This is a genomic window from Pseudomonas protegens (assembly GCF_003732485.1).
GTDB classification, from domain to species: domain Bacteria; phylum Pseudomonadota; class Gammaproteobacteria; order Pseudomonadales; family Pseudomonadaceae; genus Aquipseudomonas; species Aquipseudomonas protegens_B.
Genome location: NZ_MOAK01000066.1, coordinates 7,665 through 32,611 on the forward strand (window position 1 = coordinate 7,665; position 24,947 = coordinate 32,611).

29 protein-coding genes, 1 tRNA gene and 3 pseudogenes are annotated in these 24,947 nt (G+C 59.1%); 14 read left to right on the forward strand and 19 right to left on the reverse strand.

Going from position 1 to position 24,947, the window contains the following annotated elements:
• The 3 genes and pseudogenes from BLX41_RS35610 to BLX41_RS17115 all read left to right on the forward strand — a co-directional run.
• Positions 1 to 147: pseudogene (locus BLX41_RS35610) on the forward strand (homoserine dehydrogenase); the annotation flags it as partial.
• A gap of 10 nt (positions 148 to 157) precedes the next feature.
• Positions 158 to 1,564: an aldehyde dehydrogenase family protein gene (locus BLX41_RS17110; RefSeq protein ID WP_123725839.1), complete on the forward strand. Its 1,407-nt coding sequence runs from the start codon at positions 158 to 160 to the stop codon at positions 1,562 to 1,564.
• A gap of 156 nt (positions 1,565 to 1,720) precedes the next feature.
• Positions 1,721 to 2,938 (forward strand): TPM domain-containing protein, encoded by a 1,218-nt coding sequence (locus BLX41_RS17115; protein WP_123725840.1) that lies wholly within the window; start codon positions 1,721 to 1,723, stop codon positions 2,936 to 2,938.
• 70 nt (positions 2,939 to 3,008) lie between these two features.
• On the opposite strand, the gene BLX41_RS17120 is transcribed toward BLX41_RS17115, so the two are convergent.
• A complete protein-coding gene (locus tag BLX41_RS17120; protein WP_123725841.1) occupies positions 3,009 to 3,224 on the reverse strand; it encodes a hypothetical protein in 216 nt (71 codons plus the stop codon).
• A gap of 187 nt (positions 3,225 to 3,411) precedes the next feature.
• Between BLX41_RS17120 and ykgO the strand changes: the two genes are divergently transcribed.
• Positions 3,412 to 3,561, forward strand: coding sequence for a type B 50S ribosomal protein L36 (ykgO, locus tag BLX41_RS17125; RefSeq protein WP_011062095.1), 150 nt, complete (start codon positions 3,412 to 3,414; stop codon positions 3,559 to 3,561).
• Positions 3,562 to 3,630: 69 nt separating this feature from the next.
• Here ykgO and pseH read toward each other — a convergent pair whose 3' ends face one another.
• The gene (gene pseH / locus BLX41_RS17130) at positions 3,631 to 4,179 is read right to left on the reverse strand and encodes a UDP-4-amino-4,6-dideoxy-N-acetyl-beta-L-altrosamine N-acetyltransferase (protein ID WP_123725842.1); all 549 of its coding nucleotides are present in this window, start codon (positions 4,177 to 4,179) and stop codon (positions 3,631 to 3,633) included.
• 129 nt (positions 4,180 to 4,308) lie between these two features.
• Here pseH and BLX41_RS17135 point away from each other — a divergent pair, with 129 nt between their 5' ends.
• Both BLX41_RS17135 and BLX41_RS17140 read left to right on the forward strand, forming a co-directional pair.
• Positions 4,309 to 5,193, forward strand: a complete 885-nt coding sequence (locus BLX41_RS17135; RefSeq protein WP_123725843.1) for a LysR family transcriptional regulator — start codon at positions 4,309 to 4,311, stop codon at positions 5,191 to 5,193.
• Between the two features lie 185 nt (positions 5,194 to 5,378).
• Positions 5,379 to 6,215 (forward strand): bifunctional allantoicase/(S)-ureidoglycine aminohydrolase, encoded by an 837-nt coding sequence (locus BLX41_RS17140; protein ID WP_123725844.1) that lies wholly within the window; start codon positions 5,379 to 5,381, stop codon positions 6,213 to 6,215.
• Between the two features lie 289 nt (positions 6,216 to 6,504).
• On the opposite strand, the gene BLX41_RS17145 is transcribed toward BLX41_RS17140, so the two are convergent.
• Positions 6,505 to 6,765 carry a hypothetical protein gene (locus BLX41_RS17145; RefSeq protein ID WP_123725845.1) on the reverse strand — a complete coding sequence of 87 codons (261 nt, stop codon included), beginning with the start codon at positions 6,763 to 6,765 and terminating at the stop codon, positions 6,505 to 6,507.
• Positions 6,766 to 7,153: 388 nt separating this feature from the next.
• Here BLX41_RS17145 and BLX41_RS17150 point away from each other — a divergent pair, with 388 nt between their 5' ends.
• Positions 7,154 to 7,786 carry a hypothetical protein gene (locus tag BLX41_RS17150; RefSeq protein WP_259744978.1) on the forward strand — a complete coding sequence of 211 codons (633 nt, stop codon included), beginning with the start codon at positions 7,154 to 7,156 and terminating at the stop codon, positions 7,784 to 7,786.
• Between the two features lie 183 nt (positions 7,787 to 7,969).
• Here the strand turns inward: BLX41_RS17150 and BLX41_RS17155 are convergent, their stop codons facing one another.
• Entirely contained in the window at positions 7,970 to 8,902 is a 933-nt protein-coding gene (locus BLX41_RS17155) for a GGDEF domain-containing protein (protein ID WP_123725847.1), read from the reverse strand.
• Positions 8,903 to 9,312: 410 nt separating this feature from the next.
• The gene (locus tag BLX41_RS17160) at positions 9,313 to 10,272 is read right to left on the reverse strand and encodes a GlxA family transcriptional regulator (protein WP_123725848.1); all 960 of its coding nucleotides are present in this window, start codon (positions 10,270 to 10,272) and stop codon (positions 9,313 to 9,315) included.
• Positions 10,273 to 10,368: 96 nt separating this feature from the next.
• On the opposite strand from BLX41_RS17160, the gene BLX41_RS17165 reads away from it, so the two are divergent.
• The 4 genes from BLX41_RS17165 to BLX41_RS33735 all read left to right on the forward strand — a co-directional run bounded on the left by BLX41_RS17165 (position 10,369) and on the right by BLX41_RS33735 (position 11,688).
• Positions 10,369 to 10,818, forward strand: a complete 450-nt coding sequence (locus BLX41_RS17165) for a tautomerase family protein (RefSeq protein ID WP_123725849.1) — start codon at positions 10,369 to 10,371, stop codon at positions 10,816 to 10,818.
• Between the two features lie 138 nt (positions 10,819 to 10,956).
• Positions 10,957 to 11,310: a glycoside hydrolase family 19 protein gene (locus tag BLX41_RS17170; RefSeq protein ID WP_311197534.1), complete on the forward strand. Its 354-nt coding sequence runs from the start codon at positions 10,957 to 10,959 to the stop codon at positions 11,308 to 11,310.
• 103 nt (positions 11,311 to 11,413) lie between these two features.
• Entirely contained in the window at positions 11,414 to 11,494 is an 81-nt protein-coding gene (locus BLX41_RS37370) for a hypothetical protein (RefSeq protein ID WP_404942777.1), read from the forward strand.
• A 41-nt stretch (positions 11,495 to 11,535) separates the two neighbouring features.
• Positions 11,536 to 11,688, forward strand: a complete 153-nt coding sequence (locus BLX41_RS33735) for a hypothetical protein (protein WP_185073625.1) — start codon at positions 11,536 to 11,538, stop codon at positions 11,686 to 11,688.
• Here the strand turns inward: BLX41_RS33735 and BLX41_RS17180 are convergent.
• A complete protein-coding gene (locus tag BLX41_RS17180; protein ID WP_123725850.1) occupies positions 11,671 to 12,108 on the reverse strand; it encodes a GNAT family N-acetyltransferase in 438 nt (145 codons plus the stop codon). The genes BLX41_RS33735 and BLX41_RS17180 overlap by 18 nt on opposite strands.
• A 34-nt stretch (positions 12,109 to 12,142) precedes the next feature.
• On the opposite strand from BLX41_RS17180, the gene BLX41_RS35615 reads away from it, so the two are divergent.
• Positions 12,143 to 12,382 (forward strand): hypothetical protein, encoded by a 240-nt coding sequence (locus tag BLX41_RS35615; protein WP_123725851.1) that lies wholly within the window; start codon positions 12,143 to 12,145, stop codon positions 12,380 to 12,382.
• Here the strand turns inward: BLX41_RS35615 and BLX41_RS17190 are convergent, their stop codons facing one another.
• The 6 genes and pseudogenes from BLX41_RS17190 to BLX41_RS17215 all read right to left on the reverse strand — a co-directional run.
• A complete protein-coding gene (locus BLX41_RS17190; protein ID WP_123725852.1) occupies positions 12,383 to 13,090 on the reverse strand; it encodes an SOS response-associated peptidase family protein in 708 nt (235 codons plus the stop codon).
• Positions 13,091 to 13,157: 67 nt separating this feature from the next.
• Positions 13,158 to 15,032, reverse strand: a complete 1,875-nt coding sequence (locus BLX41_RS17195; protein WP_253278799.1) for a D-arabinono-1,4-lactone oxidase — start codon at positions 15,030 to 15,032, stop codon at positions 13,158 to 13,160.
• A 112-nt stretch (positions 15,033 to 15,144) separates the two neighbouring features.
• Positions 15,145 to 15,471 (reverse strand): hypothetical protein, encoded by a 327-nt coding sequence (locus BLX41_RS17200; RefSeq protein ID WP_015636211.1) that lies wholly within the window; start codon positions 15,469 to 15,471, stop codon positions 15,145 to 15,147.
• Between the two features lie 820 nt (positions 15,472 to 16,291).
• Positions 16,292 to 16,528: a hypothetical protein gene (locus tag BLX41_RS17205; protein ID WP_123725853.1), complete on the reverse strand. Its 237-nt coding sequence runs from the start codon at positions 16,526 to 16,528 to the stop codon at positions 16,292 to 16,294.
• A 1,236-nt stretch (positions 16,529 to 17,764) separates the two neighbouring features.
• Positions 17,765 to 18,541 carry a hypothetical protein gene (locus BLX41_RS17210; RefSeq protein ID WP_123725854.1) on the reverse strand — a complete coding sequence of 259 codons (777 nt, stop codon included), beginning with the start codon at positions 18,539 to 18,541 and terminating at the stop codon, positions 17,765 to 17,767.
• A 56-nt stretch (positions 18,542 to 18,597) separates the two neighbouring features.
• Positions 18,598 to 18,996 (reverse strand): annotated as a pseudogene (locus tag BLX41_RS17215) (hypothetical protein); the annotation flags it as partial.
• 371 nt (positions 18,997 to 19,367) lie between these two features.
• Between BLX41_RS17215 and BLX41_RS17220 the strand changes: the two are divergent.
• Positions 19,368 to 19,766 (forward strand): annotated as a pseudogene (locus BLX41_RS17220) (glycoside hydrolase family 19 protein); the annotation flags it as partial.
• Positions 19,767 to 19,963: 197 nt separating this feature from the next.
• Here the strand turns inward: BLX41_RS17220 and BLX41_RS17225 are convergent.
• Positions 19,964 to 20,051, reverse strand: a tRNA-Ser gene (locus tag BLX41_RS17225).
• 123 nt (positions 20,052 to 20,174) lie between these two features.
• Here BLX41_RS17225 and BLX41_RS17230 point away from each other — a divergent pair.
• Entirely contained in the window at positions 20,175 to 20,846 is a 672-nt protein-coding gene (locus BLX41_RS17230; RefSeq protein ID WP_123725856.1) for a Bax inhibitor-1/YccA family protein, read from the forward strand.
• Positions 20,847 to 20,919: 73 nt separating this feature from the next.
• On the opposite strand, the gene gspM is transcribed toward BLX41_RS17230, so the two are convergent.
• Genes gspM through gspH form a run of 6 tightly spaced genes read right to left on the reverse strand, consistent with a single transcriptional unit; the run spans position 20,920 to position 24,945 of the window.
• A complete protein-coding gene (gene gspM, locus BLX41_RS17235; RefSeq protein WP_259744979.1) occupies positions 20,920 to 21,423 on the reverse strand; it encodes a type II secretion system protein M in 504 nt (167 codons plus the stop codon).
• Positions 21,424 to 21,425: 2 nt separating this feature from the next.
• The gene (gene gspL / locus BLX41_RS17240) at positions 21,426 to 22,562 is read right to left on the reverse strand and encodes a type II secretion system protein GspL (RefSeq protein WP_123725857.1); all 1,137 of its coding nucleotides are present in this window, start codon (positions 22,560 to 22,562) and stop codon (positions 21,426 to 21,428) included.
• A 6-nt stretch (positions 22,563 to 22,568) separates the two neighbouring features.
• Positions 22,569 to 23,456: a type II secretion system minor pseudopilin GspK gene (gene gspK, locus BLX41_RS17245; RefSeq protein ID WP_123725858.1), complete on the reverse strand. Its 888-nt coding sequence runs from the start codon at positions 23,454 to 23,456 to the stop codon at positions 22,569 to 22,571.
• Positions 23,449 to 24,084 carry a type II secretion system minor pseudopilin GspJ gene (gene gspJ / locus BLX41_RS17250; protein WP_123725859.1) on the reverse strand — a complete coding sequence of 212 codons (636 nt, stop codon included), beginning with the start codon at positions 24,082 to 24,084 and terminating at the stop codon, positions 23,449 to 23,451. Before gspJ ends, gspK begins: the two co-directional genes overlap by 8 nt.
• On the reverse strand, positions 24,081 to 24,476 hold the full coding sequence (gspI, locus tag BLX41_RS17255) for a type II secretion system minor pseudopilin GspI (protein WP_123725860.1): 396 nt from the start codon (positions 24,474 to 24,476) through the stop codon (positions 24,081 to 24,083). The genes gspJ and gspI overlap by 4 nt, the downstream gene beginning before the upstream one ends.
• Positions 24,451 to 24,945: a type II secretion system minor pseudopilin GspH gene (gene gspH / locus BLX41_RS17260; RefSeq protein ID WP_123725861.1), complete on the reverse strand. Its 495-nt coding sequence runs from the start codon at positions 24,943 to 24,945 to the stop codon at positions 24,451 to 24,453. Before gspH ends, gspI begins: the two co-directional genes overlap by 26 nt.
• Between the last annotated feature and the right edge of the window lie 2 nt (positions 24,946 to 24,947).

Below are 24,947 nucleotides of genomic sequence, written 5' to 3' on the forward strand. Positions count from 1 at the left end.
ATTTCCGGGGCGATCAACGCGGTGTCGTTCAACACCGGACTGCTGGGCGCGGTGACGGTGTCCGGGCCGGGCGCCGGGCGTATCGAGACCGCCTTTGCCTTGCTCTCGGACATCATCCACATCCACCAGTCGCGCTCGAGCCGCTAGGAGCCTGCCCATGAATCTGTCACGCCTGGCGCCGGTCGCCGATTCGATTGAAGTCTGCAGCCCCTTCGATGGCCGCGTCATTGGCACGGTGCCACGCCTTGAGGCCGGTGCCGTGCCGTACCTGTTGCAGCAGGCCCGCCAGGGCGTAAAGGACTGCGCTGCGCTGCCGCGTTATCAGCGGGCAGGGATTCTGGAACGGGCGGCCTTGAACATTGAGCGCGATGCCGAGCATTTTGCCCGGCTGATCGTCGACGAAGCGGGCAAGACCTTGAAGCAGGCGCAGAAGGAGGTCAAACGCTGCATCAACACCCTCAAGCTGTCGGCGCAAGAAGCCAAGCGCAATGCCGGCGAGGTGCTGCCGTTTGATGCCTATGAAGGCTCGGAAAACCGCCAGGGCTGGTTCTCTCGCGAGCCTCTGGGGCTGATCCTGGCGATCACGCCCTACAACGATCCGCTGAATCTGGTGGCGCACAAGCTGGGTCCGGCCATCGCCGGAGGCAACGGGGTGATTCTCAAACCGTCGGAGCTGGCGCCGTTGTCGGCGATCAAGCTGGTGGACTACTTGCGCGATGCCGGGCTGCCGACGTCGGTGGTGACCCTGGCCACCGGCGGCGCCGAGCTGGGCAAGGCCCTGGTGGCGGCGCGCGAGGTGCGGATGATTTCCTTCACCGGCGGCTTTGTCTCCGGCGAGCAGATCGCCCGTAGCGCCGGCCTGAAGAAGCTGGCCATGGACCTGGGAGGCAACGCGCCGGTGATCGTGATGGCCGATTGTGATCTTCAGGCCACGGTACAGAGTTGCGTGTCGGGGGCGTTCTGGGCGGCGGGGCAGAACTGTATCGGCACCCAGCGCCTGCTGGTCCAGGCGTCGATCTATGCGGCCTTCCGCGAGGCCTTTGTCAGCCTGGCCCGGGCCCAGGTCAGTGGCGATCCGCTGGCCGACAGCACGGATATCGGGCCGATGATCAGCCTGCAGGCGGCGCAGAATGCGCAGACAGTCGTGGATGAGGCCTTGCAGCAGGGCGCGCGCCTGCTCTGTGGGCATCAGCGTCAGGGTTCCTGCTACGCCGCCACGGTGCTGGAGAATGTCGACCACGGCAGTCGCCTGTGGCAGGACGAAGTGTTCGCGCCAGTGGTGGTGCTGCAGCCCTTCGACGATCTGGATCAAGCCATCGCCCTGGCCAACCAGCCTGAATACAGCCTGCACGCGGGGATCTTCACCAACGATCTGCGCACCGCCATGGACGCCGCGCGGCGGATCGAGGCGGGCGGGGTGATGATCAACGATTCGTCCGATTACCGTTTCGATGCCATGCCGTTTGGCGGCTTCAAGTACGGCAGCCTGGGCCGCGAAGGGGTGCGTTTCGCCTATGAGGAAATGACCCAGCCCAAGGTGGTGTGCCTCAACCGCCTGGGCTGAGGCAGGTTGCAGCAACACGACAGGTCGTCGGGCACCGGGCAGGTTTGGTCACCTGCCCGGTGTTTTTTTGCCTGGGGCCCGTGGTGTTGAATCGGCCCGTACAAAGGCAATGGTAAAGTTCGCCCACTCAGAAAGGACGATGGGGCAAGCGCTCGGATGATCAAGGTGTTGTGGCAACAAGGGCGCGGCCTGTGGCTGGCGCTGTTTCTCGGTCTGGTGTTACCGACAATGGTGCTTGCCGAGCCGGCTCCGGCCGGGCTGATGAAGATCTCCCTGGATCGCCGGGTCATCGATCTGAGCAATACCCTCGACGCTGCCGACCAGCAGCGCATGGAACACAAACTGGCGGCACTGGAACAGCGCCGTGGCGCGCAGATTGCGGTGATGCTGGTGCCCAACCTTGGCCAGCAAAGCATCGAGGCCTTGAGCAACCAACTGTTTCGCTCCTGGAAGCTGGGGCGCAAGGGGGTCGATGACGGCCTCCTGCTGCTGGTGGCGAAGAACGACCGCAAAGTGCGCATCGAGGTGGGCTACGGCCTGGAACCGGTGGTCACTGACTTGCTGGCCGGGCAGATCATCGCCCGGGACCTGACCCCGGCCTTTCGCCAGGGAGATTTTGCCGGGGGAATCGAGCGGGCCCTGGACGACCTGATCATCCTGGTGGACGGCGACGAGCTGCCGGAGCCGGCGTCCCTGGGCGTACCGTTCGAAGCCTATGCCTTGCTGCTGGCGTTCATCAGCGGTTCGGTGGCGGGGGTGATGCTGGCCGCAGGCTGGAAGTGGCGTCGGGTTCTGGCCGCTCTGGTACTGCTGGTGGCGTTGCTGGTGGGGGCAGTAGGCGGTCGCGAGTGGCTGCTGCAGTTGTTCCTGGTGCCGCTGTGCATGCTGGTGGGCGGCGCGACCTTCGCCGGATTGTGGCAGGCACGTCGAGTGTTTTACGGGGTGCTGGGGCTGTTGCTGTATCTCGCGCTGCTGGCCCTGGTCAGCCAGTATCTGGGCAGTGCGACCTTCGTCTATGGGCTGGCCTGGCCGGCCGCTGTGCTGCTGGCGTTGGGGGGGCATTGGCTGCTCTATCGCATGATGTGCAGCCGTTGGCGCAAGAGCCCCAAGGGCTTTGCATGGCGACTGGGGGCGCTGCTGGTGCTGATCCTGCTAATGGCCTGGGGTGTCGACGCCTGGAGCATGGCCCGGCAGTGGCTGACGGTGTTGCCGTTCGCCTACTTCCTCGGTTTTATGCTGTTTGCCAGTGGCAGCAGCTTTCACTGGTCCAGTGGCGGTGGGAGTAGCGGCAGTGGTGGCCGTTCGAGCTCGGGAGGCGGGTTTTCCGGAGGCGGTGGCTCCAGTGGCGGCGGTGGTGCGTCGGGCAGTTGGTGAGGTGTCTGCGTCCCTTTCCCGTACCGGGCGGACCGGCCAAGGCACAGCCGTGTCCGTCCGGGTTCGCGGATCAGACGACTTCGTCGATCAATGAGGTTTTTGGCGGTGTGACCGTGACCGGTGGCTGAGGTTGTTCCTTGGCCTTGTCGCGGAGTTTTTCCAGCGCCTCTTTCTGTTCCGCAGTCAGTGGCGGAGGGGTCAGCACCTTGCCCGAGTCAGGCAACTTGATGCCGGGCTGGGAGCCGCCGGCGGTCAGTGGCGGGAGGGGACGGTGGTTTATTTCCATGTCACTGCATCCTTGAGTGGGGGTGAATAAAAGATAACGACCGCTTTGCGGTGATCTTTAGAGCCAATGCTCTAGGGCGCCACCTGAACCTTCTTTCGCGTGGTGCTTGATTTGGTGTTGATAATTATTCTTGTTTGCAAATAAGATATGTTATTACGTTTTAAAATCACCCCAAGGAGCCTCTCCCATGAAAGTCCTGTCCTCCCTCAAAGAAGCCAAGAACCGTCACCGCGACTGCCAGATCGTCAAGCGCCGTGGCCGGATCTACGTGATCTGCAAATCCAATCCACGCTTCAAGGCGCGCCAGGGCGGGGCGAAAAACCGCAACAAGGGCTGAACCGCCGCTTGCTCCTGTCCAGGACAGGGCGCCCGATACACGGCAAGCACAGTCGGGCGTCTTGGCGGCTTATCTGCTGAGGCGGGCGATCAGGGCTTCGAGCGTCGGGCGTTTGCTCTGCCACTCCGCCTTGGTGATGCCCAGCAGGACCACGTCCATGCGTTGGCCATCCTTGAGGATGTTCTGGCGCCGCAGCCCCTCCTGTTGGAAACCGAATTTCAGGTGCATGTTGATGACCGCCGGGTTGCTGGCCAGTACCTCGCAGTTGAGTTTTTCAAGACCGGCTTCAGTGAAGGCGTAGTCCAGCATCCAGAACTCGATCAGGCTGCCCAGGCCCTTGCCTTGCTGCTTGGCGTCCAGGTAGAACGCCCAGTCGGCGGTTTTCTGTCGGGCATTGATGGCATTCAGTGAAACGATGCCCAGGGCCTGGCCTTCGTCCATGACGACAAACACGGCCTGGGCCGGATTGCCCTGCAAGGAACTCAGCCAGCGCTGGTGTTCCTGTTCACTGATTTCATGGGAGGTGTACATGTACTTGCGCACCTCTTCCTGGTTGCGCAGCGTGCGTACATGGGCCTGAGTGGCGGGATCGGCATCGACCAGGGGGATGAACTGCATCCTGATGTCCTTCTCGGATGGGTGAGCGGTGGTGGCGCATGATGGCATATCCACTGCCATCGCATGGATTTGTCTCCCGGGGCAAGAACCGGTAGAAAGAACCCTCGCATTCAGAAAACAGATACCTGCATGAGCGATATTGAGAAACCCAATAGCCGCCTGTTCGACCTCGACTTGCTGCGCGCCATTGTCACGGTGGCCGATTGCGGCAGCTTCACCACCGCGGCCAGTCGCCTGCATTCCACCCAGTCCACCATCAGCCAGAAGATTCGCCGTCTGGAGGACATGGCCGGGCACCGGCTGCTGGAGCGTGGCAACCGCGACGTGCTGCCCACCGATGCCGGCGAGACGTTGCTGGGCTATGCCCGGCGGCTGCTGGCGCTGAACGACGAGATGCTTGAGGCGCTGTCCGGGGCCACGGTGGCGCTGACGGTGCGTATCGGTGTGCCGGACGACTTTGCCGCGGGGCGCACCACTGAGCAACTGGCGGCGTTCAATCGGCGCTACCCCCAGGTCAAGCTGGAAGTCACCAGCGGCATGAGCCGCGACCTGAGTGGCAGTTATGACCGTGGCGAACTGGACCTGGTGGTGCTCAAGCAATTGCGCAACAGCCGTGAGGCCGTGGCGTGCTGGCCCGAGAAGACCCGCTGGGTGGACAGTGCGAAAAACCCCTGCATCGACCTCGACCCGTTGCCCATCGTCACCTTCCCGCCTCGTGGGGTGTATCGCGATGAAATGATCAGCGCCCTGGAAACCATCGGCCGGCGCTGGCATATCAGTTTCACCAGCTCCAGCCTCAGTGGTTTGCAGTCGGCCATTGCCGACGGCATGGGCATCGGCTTGCTGCCGCTGCGGGCGGTGACCCCGGGGCACGAGGTGCTGCCCAAAAGCATCGGCCTACCATCGGTGGATGTGTTCGAGGTGGCATTGCTGCACCGCCCGGCGGCCGATCCCATGGTCAAGGAGCTGGCGCGGGTATTGTCACGGGTGCTGGCCCAGGACACCCGTGGCTGAATCCGCTTGGTATTCGATAAATGAATATGCCGTAGTTCAGTATTTAATTTGTGCATGAAAGCGCTGCTGGATATCGTGGTGGCCAGCAGCGATCCGCGCCGTTCCCTGGCGTATCGCTTCGCAGATTTGTTCACCCCGGCGGCGTTGCGGCACGGGGCAGCAAAACAACAATGAGGAGAGTCTCCATGTCCAAAACCACTTATTACGCGCCCCACGGCGGGCACCCGGCGCAGACCGAGCTGCTCACCGACCGCGCCATGTTCACCGAAGCCTACGCGGTGATCCCCAAGGGCGTGATGCGTGACATCGTCACCAGCCACCTGCCGCACTGGGACAACATGCGCATGTGGGTCATTGCCCGTCCGCTGTCGGGTTTCGCCGAAACCTTTTCCCAGTACATCGTTGAAGTGGGCGCCAATGGCGGCAGCGACAAGCCCGAGCAGGACCCCAACGCCGAAGCGGTGCTGTTTGTCGTCGAAGGCGAGGTCAACCTGACCCTGCAAGGCCAGGTGCACGTCCTCAAGCCCGGCGGCTATGCCTTTATCCCACCGGCCGCCGACTGGAAGCTGCGCAACACCAGCGGCACCGAAGCGCGTTTCCACTGGATCCGCAAGCACTACCAGAAAGTCGACGGCGTGCCTTACCCGGACGCGTTCGTCACCAACGAGCAGGACATCGAGCCGCGGGTGATGCCTGACACCGAAGGTCGCTGGAGCACCACGCGTTTCGTCGACATGAGCGACATGCGTCACGACATGCACGTCAACATCGTCAACTTCGAGCCGGGCGGCGTGATTCCCTTCGCTGAGACCCACGTCATGGAGCACGGCCTGTATGTTCTGGAAGGCAAGGCGGTGTATCGCCTGAACCAGGATTGGGTCGAAGTCGAGGCCGGTGACTTCATGTGGCTGCGCGCGTTCTGCCCGCAGGCCTGCTACTCCGGCGGCCCGGGTCGCTTCCGCTACCTGCTGTACAAGGATGTGAACCGCCAGATGCGCCTGACCCTGAACGCGCCGCATTGATTCGATGGCAGGGGCGGTTCGACGCTCTGCACGGCCGAACGGCATGTCATGAAAACCGGCGATCATTCGCCGGTTTTTTTGATTGCGCAGCGGGGTAGAGACGAAGGCGCCGGAGGGGGGAGCGATGTTCTTTCGCGTCGACGCTCGCTCCGGGATTGAGGGATATCTCGACGTATCAGGGGGACATCCGCCGAGTTGACTCGGACAAGTAGGCGGTTATTGAGCGCTGTTCCAACGTATCAACTTGAAGCCAAGGCGCCCGAGGGCAGCCTTGGCTGTTGCTAATGCCTTACGCGACCGGGTGAATGGTTTCACCGTGGTCTTTCACCGTACTGTTTTCAATTTCGATCTTGCTCGTGGCCTGTACATAGTAAGGCGCCTGGGTGCCGTTCCTTTTCAGTGACAGCACAAAGCCACGGTCGTCTGATCGGTCCCAGCTTTCCTGCTTGCCGCTATCGATTCCGAAGAACTTGGTGTCGCCGTCGCTACCCCATTTGTTGATCGAGGCTTCAATTTTTTTCGATGATTTGTTGGTAACGGTAATACCCATATCTATATTCCTTTTAGATTGAGGTTTATTTGATCTGGCTATTGACTGCTATCCAATGCTTGCAGTCGTTATGTTGTTCTATACAACTTAACTAGACCTGCCAGTCAATGAGGGTGAAGCGCACTGGAGTCTAGATACTATTTTGCTATCAGCAAGGCAGTGCTCAACAACTTTCTTGAGTCTGTCCTTGATTTGACTACTTGCGTCCCAAGCCTTGAAGAGAGGAATGACGCTATTCATAGCGTGTCTGCGGTCATATGGAATATAAAGGGCTGGGTTCTGGGGAGAGCATCGATCAATAACCGCAGTGAAAAAAATCCGATGATCCTGGACCTGGCCATCTGGTAGTAGTGGTACCGTCTGCGCTGCAAAACCTGGAGCCTGCTAGATGGATCGTCAAAGCCCACCTCACCGCGTTGCAACGCCTCTAATCGCGTCAAGCACTGACAGACCCGCCGCCCACCCCCCTATCTGGCATCGCGGCCCGGACTTAATGACCTTTGGCAGCACGGGTGCGGCCATTTTGGGTTTCAGCTTTCTGGTGCTTTGGTTGTTGCCGGGCTTAGTGCTGACGATTTTGCTCCTTCTCGGGTTTGAAGCGATGCAAAGTGAACCGAACAGCGATGGGTCGAGTCTCACAATGTCGACGCTCATTCTGATGCTGATTGGTTGTGTTGTGTTCATGGGGCTGGTCTTCGCCTGGATTTTCTCTGCGGCTAGAGTGCTGGCCTTCACGTTCGACGAAAACCAGCAACTGCTTACCCTCACGGTCACCCGTCGCGGTCGTAAGCCCACCGAAGTGCAGGTGCCATTTAGCGACATTATTTGTATCTGCCCTTACGTGCTCGCCAGTTATGACCGCGATGGCCATTTTAGTGTCGTGTGTCAGGGACCGAGGGACAAGGAGTTCGTATATCGATTGGCTGAAGGTACTTCTCTGGAAGAAATGGAGTTTCATGCTGCGTGGTTGCGAGGAATCATTGGCTCACGGATGCAGGAACTACTGAATCTGGACAAATGAAGGAAGCGCGTTCAGGCGTTTCTTCGCCTCGATCCTGTGGTCAGCACCCTCGATTACGTCATAACCCCGGCCGGTACTGCATGGGCCGAACTGCTGCACCCTCTGTACGGCTGGCCTGGGCGTGTACCTTTCAATGGGTTATCGACAGGCGGGTGATGCAAATGCCAGTTTTTGCTACAGAGCCTAGAGACTAAATGATTGGTCTCTGCCGCGTTTTTTAGCTGCATAGAGCGCTTTATCGGCTTGAGCCAGTAATACGTTAGACGGGTGCAGCGGACCAAATGTATGAACTGAAAAACCGATGCTTACGGTTAAGTATCCCGTGCTGGAGGCGGAGTGCGGTATTTTTAGATCCCGAACTCGTTGGCATAGTGTTTTGACGTACAGAGAGGCTTGCTCTTTGGTCATGCCATTGGACAGGATTACAAATTCTTCGCCGCCATACCTGGCTGCAAAGTCAGAGCCACGCTGAAAGGATTTATTCAAACTGTCAGCGACGCGTATGAGCGCTTCATCACCCGCTTGATGCCCATAAATATCATTGAAGGATTTGAAGTGATCAATATCAATCATGGCAAGCGTCAATGAGTCGCCATTGCGGCAGGCAATTTTCCATTGGATTTCGAACTGCGTATCAAAAAAACGGCGATTGTATATCCCCGTGAGCCCGTCTTTTATGGACAGTTGCTCGAAGTGTATTTTCATTTCCTCGAGAGACTGATGCTCGTCGCGAAGTTGCTGCTGTATTATCACTCTCGATGTTACATCTTTTTGGATGCCGATAAAGTTAGTGACAGTCCCTTTCTCATCATGGATTGGCGATATGCTTAACTCATTCCAAAACATGGTTCCATCCTTGCGGTAGTTTCGCAAGGTTACAAGGCAGTACTCGCCTTTTTTTACAGCGTCGTGAATAAGTTCCAGTTCAGGTTGATCTCTGTCGTTTCTTTGTAGATATCGACAGTTGATGTTGGTGATTTCTTCGGATGCGTAGCCGGTCATCCGCTCAAAAGCAGGGTTTACAAATATCAACGGATTGTCGTCAATGCAGTTGTCGGAGATGGTGATCCCGTCTCGCGAATCCATAACTGCTTGTTTAAGTATTTCAATCTTCATACATGATCCATTAATAGGAGCGAAGGATAAGGATTGTTTTTAAGTGATGTAATGCCGAAGCGTGACAAGGGGTTGAGTGTTCTATTTTTTCATTGTAGTCGCTGAAGAACTCAATGCCTGTTTTTCTATGCCCTCTATAGTAATTACGATTGAGTTCAGTAAAAAAGCGCTGCTGAAATGCCGACAGCTGCGCTGAATCTCTTCAAAAGTGACGAAACTTTTAGGGGAAGGGCACTATCTTTGCCAGCGACTTAACGTATCGTTTTTTTTCGTGCGACCGCTTGGTGGCCGGTAGATTCTGGCCCTTACGTGAACATTTCCCGCCCTCTCGTTGGTGATTATGAACAAGCGAGCTGTTCGAGTCGCACTCCAAATCGGACAGTTGGATTGAAAACAGTTCGCCATGGCCGCTAGCGCAATTGCCGTGGTGTTGCGTTCAGCATCTTTTTCATCAGTCGCCGCAGGGAGGTGGCGTCTTTGTATCCGACGTGTTCGGCAATGGTGTCGATTGAATATTTACTGTTTGCCAGCAGTTCTCGGGCTTTATTGGCCTGGACTCGTTGGATCAGCCGTAACGGGCTATAACCGGTTGCCTTGTGGACGTGTCGAGACAAGGTCCGTTCTGACAAACCAAAGCTGGAGGCGAGTGCACTGACACTGATAGTCGCTGGTAGCGAGTCTTCAATATGGGCCGTCAACTGTGCGATCAATTCGTTCCCCTGAGCCATCATTGCCGGAACCATGAAGGGCGATTGTAATTGCCTGCCATCTATCAGTAGCGCCCTTGCAACGGCATCAGCCAAAGCCGGGGAGAAGCGGCTTCGCAGAAGATGCAACATCAGATCACTATGACCCAGTGCTGCGCCCGCAGTGATCAACGGCGGGTCGATGATGACCATGCGATCGGCATCTACCTGGCACTCAGGTGCCCACTGCCGGAGCAAGGGGGCCAGCCACCAGGAAGTGGTCACACAGTGCCCGGCGAGCAGGTTCGCAGCCTGCAGGACGAATACCCCAGAACAGGATGCGGCTACGTCGCCCCCTGATTGCACGTGGGAGAGTAATGCCGGAATCAACAGCGCAATATCCGCCTGTTTCAATCGGTGTTCGAGTGTAAGGGCATCGGCGACTCCGATGCCGGGGATAATCCAGCAAGAGCGGTCATCGAATCGAGTGGTCAAGGGCTGAACGGCAATTTGCATGCCGTGGCCGAGTGTCACGCAATCCGTGTCCACCCCGCAGATCTCCCAGCGTGGTACGGCAGTGCCTTGTCGCTGAGCGATTACGGCTGCTGTCGAAAGGATGTCCAGAGTCAGGGCGACACTGGAGGCGAAGGCGCCATTGGCGACCAAAATCGTGAAGTCGTTCATTGGCTGATTATGCATGAAAGATGTCAAATCGGTCTCTGGTTGCAGGGTTGCATGACAGGCTTAATGACGCCTCCATTTCATCGAGCGTTAACCGGTATGCCAAATATTTTGATCAAAGTGCCCCAAGGTTCTTTTTCTCCCGAGCAACGGGCACGGCTTTGCGAAGAGGTTACGAAAGTGGCCGTGGCAGTCGAACAAATCGGCGATGATCCTCGTCAACAGGGGCTGTGTTGGACGCTCATTGATGAAGTGCCTGCAGGTGCCTGGACATGCGGCGCGATGGATATCAGCGCTCGGGCCATTCCCTGCATCGTGCAGGTCAAGGTTCCTGACGGCGTGTTGAATGAGGCGATGCGCAGCGACTATGTGAAGCGTTTGCATCAGGCTGTCAGCCAGGCGCAAGCAGCCGGCGATCAACGGATCATCATGACTTCTATCATCCTTGATGAAGTCAAAGATGGTTTATGGGCTGCGAATGGAGAGATTTGGCACTTGGCTGATTTCATTCAAGCGGCTGGATACCGACATCTGCAAGGGCCGGCATAGGAGAAAGGCAGCGCACTGGGTTTGTGGCAGTTATGGGGCGCAAGCGGCCCGTCATGAAAATGAAATCAAATAGTAGGCTACGTAGGCCTTGCGCTCGGCGAAGTGGTCTTCGTAGGTGCGCTTGCCCTGGCTGCCCAGGTGGCTCGCAAGCCTGAGCAGATCGCAAACATCGTGTATGGCGGCCGGATGGGCAATGCGCTGCCGGGTGATGGCTGGAAGTACCGAGGGCGCGGCCTGATCCAATTGACCGGTGCAAACAACTACCGTACCGCTGGCGCTGCCCTGGGCCTGGACTTAGTGAATCACCCTGAACTGGTGGAACAACCCGAGGCGGCTGCGATGGTCGCTGGCTGGTTCTGGCAGTCAAACGGGCTCAACGAACTGGCCGACTCGGGCCAGTTCGCCAAGATCACCCGAACCATCAACGGCGGGCTGACTGGCCAGGCCGAACGGGTGGCCCTGCGCGATCTGGCCGCGAAGGTGCTGGCATGAACGCCCTGCTGCTGAAGGTCTGCGACGCCGCTCTGGTAGCGCTGCTAATGGTCGTGCTGGCGGCCAGGCGGCAGCTTCCCGCGCCGTCCTAGTGCTTGCCGACGTGCTCAAGCGCGCTGATCAAAGAGCGGAAGATCTGGCAGCAGATGCTGATCAAAGCCGGAGCAGGGGGAGTAACGTGTGAGCAGGCCTATGATGCTCTGGTCAAGCCACCAGGGTAGTGCCGTGAAGCGAACCATTGAAGGAATGATTGAGGTGGGCGAGCCACTGATTCGCGAGGCTATTGAAGCTCTGCGCACCTACCACAACGCTCAAGCAGCCGGTGTACCGGTAGAAGAGATCGAGCGCCTGCGGTTGTCGCTAAAGTTCGTTGCGTAATTCAAATCGATGCATTTCATCATCAAGGCCTGTGTACTTCCAGCCAACTGAGGAGAAGAATGCTTTTGCCTCAGCATTCTGAGGTGAGACGAAAGCTACCCATCCGCTACAAGGAGGATGCCCAGACCATTTGATGGTCTCGTATAAAGCGTTACGACCGAGCCCTTGCTTCTTGTAAGCAGGAGACACCGCGATGTCCGTTATGCCATGCAGCTCATGAGGCGCGGGATGCCAGGCGCACCCTATAAGCGCCACCGGTTGATTATCCTCAATCGCTACAAGTTGAATGCCGTTGTCTTCATTCATTACGGCGTCTAGCCATTCCTGGTCGAGAGGTCCCAGCTCTTGATTGAGTTGGGGGTCTTTGAACCAGTCTTGGATCCAGGCCCAATCCTCTCGTATAAGTCGCCTAAGTTTCATGGTGACGCTCCGTTGCTAGCCCACGCATCGTAGCATAAGGCAGCCAACGGAATTTGGTTGCAAGAGGGTTGAGCACGAGACCCGCACCGTGCGAGTCGAGGTGCCTGTGCAGGTGCCGTGCCGATCTCCAGAAGTGGCGGTACCGCCCTGGGTTGCGGCCAGTCTGCGCAAGTCCGACAGCTTAGAAGTGAAGGTGCGGGCGCTGCTGACAGAGCGCCGGCAGAGGATCGGGTATGAGCGGCTTCTGGTCGCGACTGTGTCAGCCTGTCAATGATCAGCCATTGTTCACCACATCGCCCCCTGCGGGCTTGGTCATGGGTTCGATCAGATCCGCGCCGTGATTCCTGACGTTGCCAACGGCGGCGCTCACCTTGAACCACTCGAAGCCCTCGGCGGGCTCGCCCTGGTGCAGGGCCATCTGCTCGGCGCGTTCCTTGGGCGTTGCTGGGTCTAGCCATTTCCGGGCCTGCTCCGGGGTCAGGGCCACCGGCCGGCGGTCGTGAATATCGACCATGCCGCCGGCACTATCTGCCGTGATTATCACAAAGCCGTCGTGCTCGCCCTGGTCCGGGGTTGGAAGCTGTCCGATCGAGGCACAGAGAATCGGCGAGCCGTCACGGTGACGGATCAGATAGGGCTGCTTCTTCGGGCCGCCTTCGTCCACCCATTCAAACCAGTTGTCTATTGGGCATAGGGCCCGGTGTGGCCAGATCTGGCGGAAGAAGGGCCCGTGGGCGACTTTCTCGACGCGTGCATTGATCGGCGCAGCGCGGTTGGTGGCCCAATGTGGCCGCCAACCCCAGCGCACGGCGTCAGCGTGTAACGTGTCGTCGGCGACGTGGAAGAGGGCGAGCTGCATCGTCGGCGCCGCGTTGTAGCGCCCCAGGGGCTGATCACCGACGTTATTGATCAGGGCCCCGGGCATGCTCAGGGCTGCGACGAAATCATGAATGCCACGGTACTGGGAAAGGCGCCCGCACATGGTCATGTCCTCAATGCCTGCTTCAACTGTAGATCAGGCACCGAACGCTTTCCTTGGCGGGGCAGCTCTACTGGGGCGTGTCTCCCAACAGCGCCGCTACGAAACGGTTATGGAACACACCCTGTGGATCGCAGCTTCTGCGGTAGGAATCGAAGGCCTTGATTCTGGCACCGCGCCGCGTCGCCAGATCCTTGAGGAACGCCGGGTTGAACGGTGGCGAAAATGTTCCAGCGGGGCGACTCGGGTCGTAGAAACCGAACATCTTGCCGGTGTGCGGCATTCCTCCCAGGGCCACCCAGGCGCGCTCGATGTCGGCGAAGAAGTGCAGCAGGAGCTGGGGGTATTCAGCCCCCGCGACGGCCGGTACGTAACCGATCAGGTCCAGATTGACGAAGGTCGCGTTGGGGGTTTCGGTGTAGGTTCCGGCCAGTACGCTGTCGCCGCCACGGACGAAGCGGAACTCCATGGGGGCAACCAGCAGGAAGTCGCTGGAACGCTTGAGGCGCTCCATGACCGCGTCAAGACCCTGCCAGGCCTTGCCCAGCCCTGAGTCATCGAGTGCCGGGAGTTCGATGAAATAAGACATGAAGATCACCCGCGACGCCCGGGTCAGCCACAAGTCGGAGTAGACAGCCGCAGCCTGATCGAAGAGCGTTTCGATGGTGAGGTAGCCCGCATCGATGATCGCGTTGGCCGCCGTTTTGTTTCCAAGATACTGCGCCGCAATCAGGGGCGGTTCGAGGATCGGCTCCATCGGTATCAAATAGGGCGCGCCGAAGATGTTTTCTTGCGCCAGGGCGCAGGCATCGGGAACGCTTGCCTTCAGGTTCGGAATCTTCGTCGCTGGGGACGAAACCAGGTCCCACCACAGGATGAGGAAGTTGTGGGTGTACGGATTGACGAAGGACTCAACGCGGTCATGGCTCGCGAGCAGGGTCTTGAATTGGGCAATGAACGCCTGCTGATCGTTACAGGTGATGTTGCCCTCCTTGCCCGATTTCAAGGTCGTGGCCCAGGGGCGTGGCATCACCTCAACGGTGACCGAGGTGACGATTCCCAGGGCCCCCAGAGAGACGCGGGCGAACTGCAGGGGCGACCAGCCATCCACCGCTGGGGTCTGTGTGTCGAGGGTCCTTACCTGGCCATCCGGGCCCATGATGCTGAACGCCGAGACCGTTTCCGCGAAGATCGGCGCGTTGATGGTGGCACCGTGCACGTCCACCGCGGTCATCCCGCCAAGGCTGAAAAAACCGCCGGCGGTCACGGTCTTGAGCATCATGTCGTGGCCCGTCAGAAACGCATCCAGTGCATCCTCGCGTACACCCGTGTTCACCGTGACCTTGGTTTCGGAGGGGTGCAGCACGATGGACTGATTGCCCTCGGGCCCCAGGTCCTTGTAGCAGGAGAGGTCGATCAGCCAGCGCGCCGGGTTCGGCGCGAGGCGATTGTCTTCGGCTACCAGGGCCGGCTGCGCGTGCCGCTGGCCGGAAACGCGGACAGTCGCGCCAGCCAGTACGGCTTGACTGACGATGGCCTGGAGTTCAACCAGGTTCGTCGGCGAGAAGTAATATTCCCCATCGATCGACATTGTATGAACGATGTTCTGAGCCCAGTTCCTCCACGGCAGAGGCTGGACCTTGAAGTCCAGGGTCGTTCCTGTCACTTCGTAAGCTGCCAGCCTGCCGTTATCTGCCGACTGCACCAGGGGCGTCCCTCGACTACTTGTTCCAAGCACTGCACAAACATAAGGGGCCACCCCGATCGCATCGGCTGGAACTCCGAGCGACGAAAGTGCCGGGCTTACCTTGTACAGGCCGTTGTTGAAGTTGCCGCTGTTCCAGGCTGAGGTATGCCAGCTTCCCTTCGAATCAAACCACTGAATCGAAAAGTTCATGATGAAGATGCCATTGTTAAGGCAGCCAATGCGCTCGACTTTTCTCATGGTGATGTCCAGTTGGGTGGTGGCGGCATGAAACATGCGGTCGATGAAATGCGCTGGCGCCAACCCTCCATGGAGCATTGGCGCCAGGCATCATCGGGACAAGGGTTGCGGTCTACTCGATCAAGTTGATTGCAAAGCCAATGAACGTGGTACCGACAGCGTCATAGGTGGCGATCTGACCGTTAGCCGCGAACGCGACAAACGGCGTTCCCTGACCGGAAGTCCCGGCTACTGCGTGTCCATAGACCGTGACCGCCAGCGCATTGGCCGGAACCCCAATGGTGTTCAGATCGGGAGTTGTCCGCGAGGTCGCCACGGGATAGTTGCCGCTATTCCATTCGGAAGTCACCCACCTGCCGTCGCTGCCCAGCCATTGGACCGAGAAGTTGAATACGTAGCCGCCTTTGTTGTTAACGGTGATTTTCTGGACCGGTCTCATAGTAATCTCCTGTTAGGGGAAAAGTTTTCAATCAAGATAATTCGATATCCACCATTGGCGGGTGGATGCCTTGTTTCTTGTTCGACAAGTGTTGAACTAGGGATGTATAAAGCAATTATTCTTGTCTGCTTTCCTTAGTGCTGTTGAATGGCATGTGGGTTGTGTGGCATGCCAATCGATGCTGCTTGATGCTGGGTCTGTTTTCGTGGGTTGGGGTGAAGCTTGTTGAAACAATTGCAACAGCTGTCGCGGGCCAAATATCACAGCAGGAACGAGCGTTGTTGCCGATAGGGTGATTCAATTTTATGTAAAGGTTGAATGGCGGTTGCTGCGCTTTGGCTACTTACACTGTAGCAAGCATATTTTTAATGTGGGTGTAGTTTTGAGTTGGGTTTAATAGTTGTCCCTATTAAACGGGGCATTCGGGAATACGATAAAAACAGGATGTTTTTAGCAATCAAGCTGTTGATGGTTATAGAGGGTGGGCCTCTCTACTACTAGACGTCTTGCGGGGCGTAACTACCTGGCGGTGATCAATTCGGCATGCACTATCCCCGAGCAGAAGGATGGCTGGCGGGGCAGAGCGCGAACCTGCACCTGAAGCAGCGGGCGCGACAGGCTTGCAGCGCGTCAGTGCGCCGTTGCACGGCTGATGCAGATGCACCACCTGCAGGATAGGGACCGCAAGCACGGCATCCAGGGTGGATGCGGGCGCGAGATCCGGGGTGCTGATTGGCGGCACAAAAGGGTAAAGCCGGGCTCACTGCTGAACCGGGGCCTGGTTCGTGCCGCAGGGGATTGGCCGAGGAGAATCGGCCCGTTATTGCGGAGGTGCAGAGCCGCCAATGAATTTTTCAGTACCAGGCTGGTGGGCACCGTATTCGACGACGTACCACCCACCAAGACGTCTAGTCTGCGCTTCGGCGGTAGGTTTATCTGCGTAGATATCGATGAATTGCCATGATCCGGGAACGTCCCTCATCACTGCCCAGCCGAGTACCCAGCCGTTGTTGTCTGGGTCAGCGGGAAGGTTTTTCCCGAGGCTTCTGATTGACATCACCGCTCCTTGTCTTTGAGAGGGGCAACACGTTACTGCTGATGCCGGGCAAGGTGGTAGTGGCATTGGTCTTGATATTGTCAATATCGATGCCGAGCTCCAGGGGGGGATACGGCAGAAGCCGGTGGGACACCTGCCTTCAGCGCTCGCTCAGCGTGCTCTCTCAATTCCTTCTGGTAAGAAGGGATAACTGAAGAGAGTTAGTTGCCCCTGGAAATGCTGGCGGGCAGTGAAATAGGTTCAGGTTGCAGGTGTCCGGTTTTATTAGGCCACTACAGTGGACGCTGCGATTGCTACCTTGCTAATTCCCCTGACCGGTCTAAGGTCTATCTCAGTTCTTACTTCAGCGTGCCAGGAGGCATTCAGTGCAGGGTAGGAATCGGCCACTTTTCACAGTTATATCTAGCAAATTCCCATTGGGAGGGATACCAATGAAAAAACTACCAGCCTGTTTGATTCCACTTGCCTCGGCGCTGAGTCTATCTGTTCTTTCTAGTTATGCTCTAGCGGATGTATACCTTTGTACATCCGATCCTTGTAATACTTGGGAGCCGACTCCACTCACAGAAGATCAACGCAATATAAAGTCTCCAGATAGTAATAAAACCACTATTAAGGCGACCCTGGAGAATTCAGTAAGGACAGAAATTTCCAGTGCTTACAAGACTAAGGATCCGAAAGGTAAAAATCTCTACCTCAAGAAAGACCTATGGCATAAAGGGGGTTCAGTTCCTTTTTCGGAGGATGTGCATGTGACTGTTTATATTTATGATAAACCCACCAGCGCGAGGCCCTCTAAGTCATGCCACGCTTTCTCATATAAGAAGCAGGGCAACAAGAACTACTTCGGTACCTGTCAATAGACGTAGTTATCTCGAAGCCGGAGCGCTCAGCAGATTCCGGTCCTGGGGAAGTGTTGTCGCCCACAACGCTTGCTTGGCGCCTATGGCTGATCTTGGCAGTGTTGCGAGTGGCAACCGTGGAGCGTTAATCGAATTCATCCACTACCTCTACTACCTCGGCTGCTCAGTAGTTGCTGTAGGCTGCTCAGCGCCGATCCGCTCGAGCAACGCCCTCTCCTTGGCGCGTTTCTGCTGTTGCAATTCCGCGTTGGTCTTGGCCATGGCCTAGCTCTTCGATGTCGCTGGCCGGTATCGTCGACCAGGTTTGTCGGTGGCTCGGATGTGAGTACGACGCCGGCGTTGAGTGAAGGCTCAGCCGGCGCGCGACAGATCGTTATGCAGTAGGTCTGACACGGAAGGCCAGGTACACCGGGCCGAATGGGAAGGTGCTGACTTCCAATTCATCTAGGGGGTTGAGCGTGCGCGTGCGGCCCCCTGCGTTGCTGTAGATCATGTGGCTGCTCGACACCGCGATGTTGATCTTGCCGGCGGCGGCCTGGATTAGCGTGGCCTTGAACCCTTCAGTCACATCGTCACCAATCGTCAGCGTGACGTCGGTGTCACTAATGACCAGGATCGACTTGCCTGAATCCGCCATGGTCAGAGGCCTGCTGCCGGTGATCGAGACATTGGGGTGCACATGGCCCCCGGCGTGGTAGCTGACCATCCTGGGGTCGGCGAAGACCCGGGCGAAGGAACCGACATAATTGACACTGGCGCGCATGTCATCGAATTGTTCGACCACATAGGTGCCGATGCTGCCCGAGACCTCGCCGTTGGGGTCCAGAACCCACTTGCGTCCGACCATCAGCCCAATCTGGGTGTTGGCCCGTACACCGGCACGCATCTCCTCGAGAAACAGCTGGCTGATCTGGCCGCCACCTTTGCCCTGGACATAGGTAAAGCGCGCAATGGAGTGGCTGTCTCCCGTGGGACTGCCCTGGGCGGTATCGACCCGGTAGTCGAGAAAATCCGCCGAAACTGTGGTGGTCGTGGTGTTGGCGTTAGGTGCCCAGGTGAAATCCAAGACCCTTCCGGTTTTCACCTGCTCCAGCGAGGTGGTGGTCTGAGAGGTTGTAGTAGAGCCTGACTGCTTCAAATCATCGTTCATGATGCTCATCCTTAAGTGAAGTGCGTGCTTGAGTGCGGGCTGAACTGGCCCGACGCCTAAGCTTGTAGAGCATGACTCATGCGGTGCTCGTCAGTAATGGGTTTCCATTGCATCGAAATACGCTCAACCTCCTTTGTGTCATTGCGCACAGTGAGCTTGCGTACGGCGACGTCGTGAATCTTCTTTAGCTCTTGCGCTGACTGAGCGCCGGCCATGGTCTCGATTACCAATTTGAGATAGTCCAGGCGCTCCTGTTTCTGGCGATCCAGCTCGGCCTGCTCGATCCTCTCCTCGTCCTTCAGCGGGGCTGGATACTCGGTGTCATCGAACATCCTCAGAAACACGTCAGCACTGAAGCCGAGCATCGACAGGGACTTCTTGATTGCATCGGTTAGCGACTTCTCCGGTGCTTCGCCGTCGGTGGTGGCACCGTACTTCGACTTATAGAGGTATCTCAATCGCGAAGAACTCAAACATCGTGTCCGAATTCATCGTTAGCACCGACAACGCAGGGTACTGCCCGCGCTTCAATCTCTTGCGCTCGCGTGGTTCTGTCGCGGTGCCAACAGCTGTTGCCGATACCAACCTTCATCGGGGGCTTTTCAGTTTGTTGGGTATTCAGGGACAGCCTTCAACATGGCCTCGTCTGTGAGCTCTGCTGTTGACGGCACGCCTTCGTCCGGCGTAGTTCTGCCTCGATTCAGTTTTGTACGACGGGAGCAAACAGTGGAGCAATGCGTTGGCAGGTTCGAGCGATCGGTGATTTCCAGCCGGGAGCAGACAATCGCTACGACATTGGCGGAGCGGGTATCAGTCCCAGGACTCTATGAGCGGCGACTGGTACCTGAGCAAGTACGACACCGGCACCCAGGCTAAGCGCCTGGGCAATACACCCGAGGCTGATGGTGACGGCCAGAACTATCGGGGCAGGGGGCTGATTCAAGTCACCGGCCGGGCCAACTATGAGGCTTGCAGCGAAGCACTGTTCGGCGATTGGCGATTGCTCAATACCCCGGAGCGGCTGGAAAACCCTGTCTATGCAGCATTGTCAGCGGGCTGGTTCTGGCAGAAGGCGGGCCTTAACACCGTTGCCGATAAGGGAGACTTCCTCACGATCACCAAGCGCATCAACGGCGCAACCAATGGCCTGGCGGATCGCGAGGCATTGCATGAGCTTGCATTGAAGGTACTACCTCGAATCCAATGCTGTGTGTGCATACAGTGATCGAGGTTTTGCGGCGCTGCGATTTGAGCCGACAAGATGTAGGTATAGAGGATGGGTAGTTGTTCGACAGGACGTCGGAGGAGGGTTAGTTATGGAACACGCCCATAATATTTATGGAACGCTTTGATGGGAGGGCCCCAAGCCTGAAACCCAGACACAAAAAAGCCCTGAAAAATCAGGGCTTTCTCGTTGAGATTTGGCGGAGGCGTAGAGATTCGAACTCTAGGACCTGTTACAGTCGGCGGTTTTCAAGACCGCTGCCTTAAACCACTCGGCCACACCTCCAGATCGCATTGCGGGCGCCATAATACCCGAATGAAACACACTGTCAAACTCTCTGCATCGCGAGTTACAGAGCCTCTGTTATGATCTTTGCCACTAAACGTTTCCCCCAACAGGAGTGTCGCCATGCGCGAACAGGATTACGCAGTTAACAACGGCGTGCAGGCCGAGCAGCTAGAGGTTAGCCGCGTCCTGCGCAACACTTACGGCTTGCTGGCTCTGACCCTCGCGTTCAGCGGTGTCATGGCCTATGTGGCGCAGCAGATGCGCGTCGGCTACCCGAACATTTTCGTCGTGCTGATCGGCTTCTACGGTCTGTTCTTCCTCACCAACAAACTCCGTGACTCGGCCTGGGGCCTGGTCTCGGCCTTCGCCCTGACCGGCTTCATGGGCTTTTTGCTCGGCCCGATTCTCAACCGTTACCTGGGCATGCAGGGCGGCGCTGAAGTGGTCAGCTCGGCCTTCGCCATGACGGCCCTGGTGTTCGGCGGTCTGTCGGCCTATGTGCTGATCACCCGCAAGGACATGAGCTTCCTCGGTGGTTTCATCACCGCCGGCTTCTTTGTCCTGATGGGCGCGGTGCTGGCCAGCTTCTTCTTCCAGATCAGCGGCCTGCAATTGGCGATCAGCGCCGGTTTCGTGCTGTTCTCCTCGGTCTGCATTCTGTTCCAGACCAGCGCCATCATCCATGGCGGCGAGCGTAACTACATCATGGCTACCATCAGCCTGTATGTATCGATCTACAACCTGTTCGTCAGCCTGCTGCAGCTGTTCGGCATCATGGGTCGCGATGACTGATCCCTGGCGTTGAATCAATGAAAAAGCCCGCTTCGGCGGGCTTTTTTGTGGCTTCGGGAAAGGGCCGCTGGGTTCAGCGGGTCTGGACCTGCAAGCGTGCGGTGGCGATGGCTTCCTTGCTGACCTCGATGGAAAACGACTGCACCTCCACCTGCTGCTGTTCCAATTGGTCAACCCAGCTGATCAGGTTGTTCAGCGGGCCTTCCAGGGCCAGGTTGATCCGGCCCGGGGCGTCATTGTCCATGCGCTCCAGGTTGAGACCGGCCTGGCTGCTGGAGCGAGCCAGCAGTCCGGGCAGGGCTTCGGCGGAGATCGCCATGGCGGTGCTGGACGCTGCGGTGGCGGGCAGTTGTTGAAGCTGATGGTGCAAATCGGTTACCTCGATAAAACGTTGCTCTGCAAGCCTCAGCGCCTGTTGCTGTGGCTGCCAGAGCAGTAGATAAAACAGGGTTGCAGCGCTGAACAGGGCCAGCCCCTGAAGGGCTCGCTGCTCACGTTTGGCCAGGCGCTGCCAGTGCCCCTGGGATTGGCGGAGGAGGGTGGACAGGGGCGGCTTTTTCCGTGCGGCTTGGGTCACGTTCACTCCTTGATCTGCAACCGCGCGCTAACCCCTTGGGCATCACGTACGGAAGAGTCGGTGCTGGCGTCCAGGCCCTGGGCAATCAGGCCTTCGCGCAGCTGTTGAAGATCGGCAAAGGCCGGGGCGCTGATGTGCAGGCTCCAGCCTTCGCCGGCTTGGTAGTCGAGACGATGGACCAGTGCCAGGGCCCCGTGGCTGGCGCTCCATTGGCCGGCCAGTTGCGACAGTCTGTAGGCGCTGCCGATGACCTCTTCGACCTCTTGCTGCTTGGCGCGAACCTGTGCCGCCAGGTCGGTGGCCGGGCCTTCATCGGCAAAGCGCTGTTGCCACAGGGCCAGGCTCTGTTGCTCAAGCCGGTCGCTCCGGTGGTCCAGGTACCAGCGTTGGCCGGCGCTCTGCAGCAGCTGCGCGCCGCCGGCAATCAGCAGTAGCAGCAGGGCCAGGCGCCAGGGGGCGGCCTGTCGATGGCGCAGTTGGAACTCGCCCTGGCGCAGGTCGATGGCGTGTTGTGAGCCCAGGCTCAGGCAGTCCCAGGGACGTTCGTCGGCTTGCCAGTCCTGTGTCTCAACACGCTCCAGGGCCGGCGGCTGCGGCCCTTGCCAGTACAGGTCCGCCGGCAGCAGCGGGGCCAGGCTGCCCAGCTCGTCCGCTTCCAGGGCCTGGCGCAGCGGCGCGCTGCCGCCCAGCAGCCAGCGGCCGTCCCAGGCCAGGGCCCGGGGCCGGTCCTGGGGCAGGCAATCAGCATCGATATGAATGCGCGACGGCTGCAACCCGTGCTTGGCCAGTTGTTCCAGGCAATAGCCCAGGCGCTCGCGATTGAGGGCCAGCACCGGGCAATGGCGTTTGTCCTTGAGCGGCCCATGGGCCAGGTGCAGGCTGTCCAGCTCATCGATCAGGTGCTCCTCCAGGGCACTGTGCAGCGCCTGACGCAGCCAGCGACCGCTGCGGGCGGGCACGCTGACCTGATGATGGCTGGCCATTTCCATGGGCAGCAGCAAGGTCAAGGGTCGCGGGCCCAGGTCCGCTGCGGCCTGTTCCAGGTTGCCCTGATGCAGGGGGCCGTCGGCCTGCCACCAGAAACAGCGCCATGGCGTCGCCCCGGTGGCATGGGGGGAAAGATAAAGCCACTGGCTCATGTCGGGTTACTCGGTTTTCGATTGATCAGGAGGTGGGCTGGGCAGCAGCGTGCGTTGCTGGACCCGGACGTTCTCGGCATCCATTACCCGCAGGTCGCTGACCAGCCGCAGTCGGCGCTGGCCCTGTTCGACGTCGATGGTGGCGCGAAATTGCCGGCTGCTGACCCCCAGCCCCCGAGGGCTGATGTCGCGCCCCTGGAGCATGGGATTGGAGAGAAAGGCCGCCACGTCGGGGTAGCCCTTGGCCGGGCGTGAGCTGGCCAGGGTACGGGCGGTGGGCAGGTCGATGCCTTCGATACTGGCCAGCACCTCGGCGCGGGTGGTGTTGACGTTGATTGCACTGTTGCCGAAGGCGCCTACCAGGGGTTCGAGCTGTTGCAGGACCTGGCTGTCCACCTGGGGCAGTTGCCGCAGTTCACTGAGGTCGCTCAAGGGCAGCGGCATGCCGTCGCGATTGTTCTGGCCGATCAGCAGCGCCGGGTCATGGGCCCTGATGCCTTGCTGGGCCAGCAGGCGCTGGTAGCGCGCCCGCAGGTTGAGGTCGTTGCCCTGGCGCAGGCTGTTGAGGTTGAGCCGGGCACCGAGGTCCTCCAACTGAATGTGGATCCGCCCGCCGTCGATCTCGAACAGCGGCGCCGGTTGTGCCCAGTGCTGACCCAGGTGGGTCACCAGCAGGCCGCCTTCACTGCGGGCGTCTTCCAGCAGTTGCTGGCGGGCCCAGCTTTCACCGCTCAAGGCCAGATTCCACAGCTGTTGCTGTTGCAGCAGATTGCTGCTGCCGTGCAGGTTCAGTCGTTGCCGAGCCAGCATGTTGCTCACCACGAGGGTCACCAGGGCAGTGATCAGCAACACGCAGAGCAGGGCCACGCCCTGCTGCCGGGCCGGGCTAGTCATGGCCGGGCTCCTCGTCGGTATCGAGGCCGCCGGGCAGCAGAATCACCCGGCGCACCTGCGGATAGCCCGGTGCATCCAGCTCGATCTCCAGCGCCGCCGGCAGGCTCAGGCTCTCGGTGCCCACTGGCCAGTGTTCGTGGGCCTGGCCGTGGGCGTCGATAAAACGCAGCCGGGTCAGTTGCACACCGCTCAGCAATTGCTGTTGTTGGTGGGTAGGGCCGACGGGGCGTTCCTGGGCGTCGGGCTCGGCAATGGCTTGCGACAGGGCGCGGGTTTCCCGCAGCCAGACGCCATCCTGCCAGCGATGGCTGACCTGCAGCAGATTGCTCCGGGCATACTCCAGCGGATTGCTCCAGCCGCCCCGCACCAGGCGGATACCGTCGGGTTGGCTGATCAGTGCCTGGCTATGGCTGGGATCATCCGACAGAGGCTGACGGCGGGCCTGGACCAGATCCCGCTCGAACAGACTCATGGCCCGTTGCAGGTCCCGCAGTTGCTGCTCATGCAGGCCGATGCGCTGGTCGCTGCGCAGTACCCGGTCGAGCAACTGATAGGTGGCCAGGCCGAGCAGGCTGAAGATGGCGATGGCTACGACCACTTCCAGCAGGGTGAAACCCCGTTGCTTCATGGTCGTGCCTCGATGTAGCCAAGCAGCCGCGCGCGGCTGTACTGGCGGGCGCGCTGGGGGCTGGATTCGGCGGCAACCCGCAGTTCGATCTTCAGCAAGCGAGTGTCCGGCGCGGCCTCGACGTCGCTCGACAGCCACCAGCTGCGGCCACCGAATTCGATGCGTTCCTGGGTAGGGCCCATTGACGGTTGCTGCATTGCGGTGCGCAGCTCATTCATGCGGTTGTCGGCGATCCACAAGGCCTGGGTGCGTTCGGCGAGGTTGGCGCTGTTCACGGCGATATGCTGCACCGCACTGAACAGGGCGATGGACAAGGTGGCGAAGATTGCCAGGGCCACCATCACCTCCAGCAGGGTGAAGCCCCGATCAGTCCTGGGTTTCAAGTTGAGCATCCTGTATGCCGTCGCTGGAAAGACTCACCAGCGGCTGATTACGGTATTCGACCCACAAGGTGTAGGCGCTGGTTTCATCACTGGAGAGCACCAACAGTTGCGGCAGGCCATTGCGCTGGCGGCCGCTGCCCAGGAGCGTCCCGGCTTCGGCCACTTCCAGGCGCAGGCGCAGCTTGTCGGGCAGGCGGTGGGAGCGCAGTTCACTGTCCGCCACCCAGCGTCCACGGGCGTCCAGGCGCAGCACGCTATAGCCGTCAGGTTCGATACGCAGACCGTAGTCGTTGTAGCTGAGCACCGCTTCCTGGCGCAGCAACTGCAGCAGCGCTTGCAGGCGCTGGGCTTCCTGGCGTGCCTGGCGTGGGCCGGAGTCGGGATTGACCAGGCCCACCAGGCCGGCAGTCAGGGCGATCAACAGGATCACCACCAACAATTCCAGCAGGGTGAAGCCCCGGGCGTGGCGTCGCTGCACCG